The sequence below is a fragment of the Planktothrix sp. genome (assembly GCF_046067725.1).
In the GTDB taxonomy this organism is placed as follows: Bacteria; Cyanobacteriota; Cyanobacteriia; order Cyanobacteriales; family Microcoleaceae; genus Planktothrix.
In genome coordinates this window covers 1-3564 of sequence record NZ_JBJUDF010000041.1, presented here as the reverse complement: position 1 = coordinate 3564, position 3564 = coordinate 1, and the positions used below count along the sequence as shown (strand labels likewise).

Annotated in this window: 4 protein-coding genes; 3 read left to right on the top strand and 1 reads right to left on the bottom strand. The window is 33.4% G+C overall.

All coding sequences use genetic code 11. The annotated features are described in order from the left end of the window. Positions 1–373 precede the first annotated feature (373 nt). Positions 374–763, bottom strand: coding sequence for a hypothetical protein (locus tag ACKPEB_RS02315; protein ID WP_408963166.1), 390 nt, complete (start codon positions 761–763; stop codon positions 374–376). 191 nt (positions 764–954) lie between these two features. Between ACKPEB_RS02315 and ACKPEB_RS02310 the strand changes: the two genes are divergently transcribed. The 3 genes from ACKPEB_RS02310 to ACKPEB_RS02300 form a co-directional block, all read left to right on the top strand. Then, a complete protein-coding gene (locus ACKPEB_RS02310; RefSeq protein ID WP_408963165.1) occupies positions 955–2049 on the top strand; it encodes a protelomerase family protein in 1095 nt (364 codons plus the stop codon). A 53-nt stretch (positions 2050–2102) separates the two neighbouring features. After that, a complete protein-coding gene (locus tag ACKPEB_RS02305) occupies positions 2103–2756 on the top strand; it encodes a hypothetical protein (RefSeq protein WP_408963164.1) in 654 nt (217 codons plus the stop codon). Next, a partial coding sequence (locus ACKPEB_RS02300) for a terminase large subunit domain-containing protein (RefSeq protein WP_408963162.1) occupies positions 2698–3564 on the top strand: 867 nt, incomplete at its 3' end. The genes ACKPEB_RS02305 and ACKPEB_RS02300, both read left to right, overlap by 59 nt.

Sequence of the window (3564 nt, the reverse complement as noted above, 5' to 3'; positions counted from 1 at the left end):
GTGTAGGGGTATCGGTTGGTGTCGGTGTCAGTTTCGGGGTCTGTGTGGGTGTCTGGTTTTTGTTGCGGTTTTTTGCTTTTTTCACTTCAGAAGCCCAATTTTTTTGGGGAGCAAAAAGCCATAATCCGATTGCGTAAAAAGTCGCAGCGATTACGATTAAGATAGTCTTCATTTTTCAAGGTTCCTGTTAGTTTGTTGTCAGTTTGTAGCGATAGGTTTGAGGTTTTTTGTTGCGTCTTCCTCTACCTTTCTGATACCATTTTAGCGTCTTCTATAGCAGTTGTCAAGATGCGTACTATTAAACTTTTAAAGGGTTTTGAGTTTCACCTATAAGGAAAATATATCAATCTTCCCTATAGGTTCTCAACTATTATTACTTAGGCAATTTGTCGGGGTATTGTTCACAGTAAGACTTTAACAAATTGTAATTAATTCCATATCGTTTGTTAAGCAGGGTTTTGGTAGGATTGACGTTATTTTCTAAGCAATCATTTATCGCGTCTTCTATCTTTTGTAATGCCTTCTGGGAGTTCTCTTGGTTACGTTTGGCTATTCCATTGTTAGTATAGAGTTTGATAGCTTTGTCAATATTTGAAATATCATTTATTGAGTCTGCATTCATCAAAACAATATTGAAAATAGCATCTTTTAAAGCTTTAACATCCCCTTTACCGTTTTTCAATTTATAGCCTAATTTAATTGCTAATAATTCATCAGGGTTTTGGGTTGTCTCGGTTGTTTTGGTTTCTTTTTTAGCGGTCATGGTGTTTGGTTCCTTTCGGTCTACATTTACAATAGTAGCGACTTCTATAGAGATTGTCAACCATCGTACCATAATTATTTTATAGGGTATTTACCTTACCCTATAAGAAAGTTTAATCATTTACCCCCTTGTAGGTTCTCAGGATATGCGCTATTCTATAGAAGTAGTCACTTAGGGAACCGCTTAACACCATGCCTAGCTTAAATGTACAAGAGATTAAAGATTTTAACGATATCAAAACCCAGTTAAAAACTCTGTGGAATAGCTGCGATATACCTTCTTTAGAATCGAGATTCATCCCTAAACGGTTGGACGGTAAACGAGTCGATTTAATCCCTTGGTTATCCTCAAACTTTTCTAAGAAAACGGTTGACAATCTTCTACAATTTCAAACCTTATCTAATCAGATTACTGAAAAACTTCTTAATAGTAAAAATTCAGAAACAACTAAGGTTAAAAAGTTGACAGTTTACCGCAAAATGATTGCAGAATTGTTAGAAGAAACTTATGAGAAAAACAGTTACAATCTAATCCCTTATGCTCTTTTCGCCTTTTCTGATAGTGGTGAAATTGTTAGCAAAACTAACAGAGACTATACCAAAGCAGTGCAAGCAAAAAACACTGGAGATAATCGAATACCTATCACAAAAGACATTCTTAATCAATTAATTGAAAATGCAGTTAACGACTTGAGAAAACCCATAGGAAGTAATAAAGATTATGCTTCAAAAATGTTAGCAATAGAACTCTTAACAGGACGTAGACAGTACGAAGAAATACTTGATTCAGAATGTTTTATCGAGTTTTCTAACGATGGATTTTTCCGTGTTTTGGGTTTGGCAAAATCATCAAAAACTAAAAAAGAAACTGCTTTTAATCTTCCCTATTTAGGATTAAGCTATCAAAATTATGATGGAGAAATTGCAGAATTACTAACATCAAACCTCAAATTGTTACGCTGTTTTGTTAAAGAAAAGTCGGAATTAAAAACCCCATTATCAGTGCTTTTAAACACTCTAATTATGCAAGCTTCTTTAGTACACGATAACATTTTAAAACCCGTTAGAAAGACTTCTAAATTAGAAATGATTAACGGTAAAACTCACATTTTCCGCAAACTTTACGCATTTTCCTGTTATGTATTTTTAGATGCTTGTAAATCTAATGAGAGTCAATATTTTGCAGAGGTATTAGCAGAGGGAACTGTTGACAATTCAGGATATCTGAAGTTAAACGATATCACTGCTAAGAGCTATTCTATTTTTCGGTTAACTGAATCATTGTAATTTTTTGTAATATACTATAGGAGTAGTTAAAATTACTCCTATTCATTAACACCATGCCACGTCAAACTACAAAGATAGAATCGATACTCGAAAAGGATAGACTAGCTCTTGAATCGCTTGCAAGGAATGGATACAGCTATAAATATCTATTCGAGTTTTTGGAAACCAAAGGATATAAAATAGCTGAGGCAACCGTTAAAAATTGGCAGAAAAAATACCTTGAATCGATAGCATCCACTGATGAAAAGATAACTGAAAGATTAAAAGTTATCGACAAATTTGATAGAGACACAACACCAAATCCATTAATAGATGATAAAAAAGACTTAGAAGCTATTAAGAAAAAGTGGGATATACCTGATATAAATACTCTTGATATAGCTCCTGAAACAGCTATAGGAGCAAGTCAAAAAATGATTTTTGATTTGTTTATGAGTGTTGGAATTCTAACCAAAAATCGACTAAATTTATATCAGGATGGACAAGCAAAATTTCCCAGTGAACAAATTAAAGCACTTAAATTATTATTCGAGATGTACTCACCTTTGATGGGAGTAAGTGAACTTGTAAGCTGTAATTCTGCCATAAAATCATTAGAAAGTTATGGTTATGATTTAAGCAACATTGAGCAACAAAGTCCTATAGTTAATGTTAATAAAAATGAGAATACCACCGAACCTAAAGAACCAAAAGAAGTTACAGAGTAAAACTCTTAATCCTACCCATATACCCGATACATGGGAAGAGTTTATAGCATTATTAAAAATCAAATCAGGGGAGACTTATAAACAGTTTAAAGCCTATGATTATCAATCAAAATTAATCAAATTGTGCGAGTCAGAATCAACAATTCTAGCGGTAAAATCGAGACAATTAGGGATAACACAAACAATTGCCTCTTACTTTTTATTTAAAGCCTGTTCTAACCCTGCTTATAGTGCTATCTGTTTTTCCCGTTCTCAGGATGATGTTAGTGCGTTATCGAGAAGGGTTAGGGATATGGCTCTACAGCTTGAATCTTTTGGGATTGAACTGTTAATTGATAATGTAGGATTAATTAAGCTTAAAGGATTAGGTGAAATCTATTTTAAAAATTCATCAAAAGAAGGTAGCCGCTCCTATGATTCTATCTCAGATTTTTTATTCGATGAGGCTTCTTTTGTTCCCACAATCGAGTCAATTTATAGCGCGTCTAGTGCATCATCTAGCATGGTTTCTAAGAGTCTTAAAGTAATAGTATCAACACCGGGTTCCAAACTTTCATGGTTTTATAAACAAGCAAATTTGAATAGTAAAAAACCGATTGACATAACCTGTAAGGAAGTATCAGAGGGAGTTTTATCACCTTTCTATTATTATAATGAAGAGGGATTATGTAAAGTTTTTATTCACTGGAAAGCACATCCTATTTATTCAAAAAAAGATGATTATTTAGAATTCAGAAGACAACAAGACCAGACATCTTTAGAAGTAGTTAATCGTGAGTATAATCTAACATTTGAAGAGATAGATGAG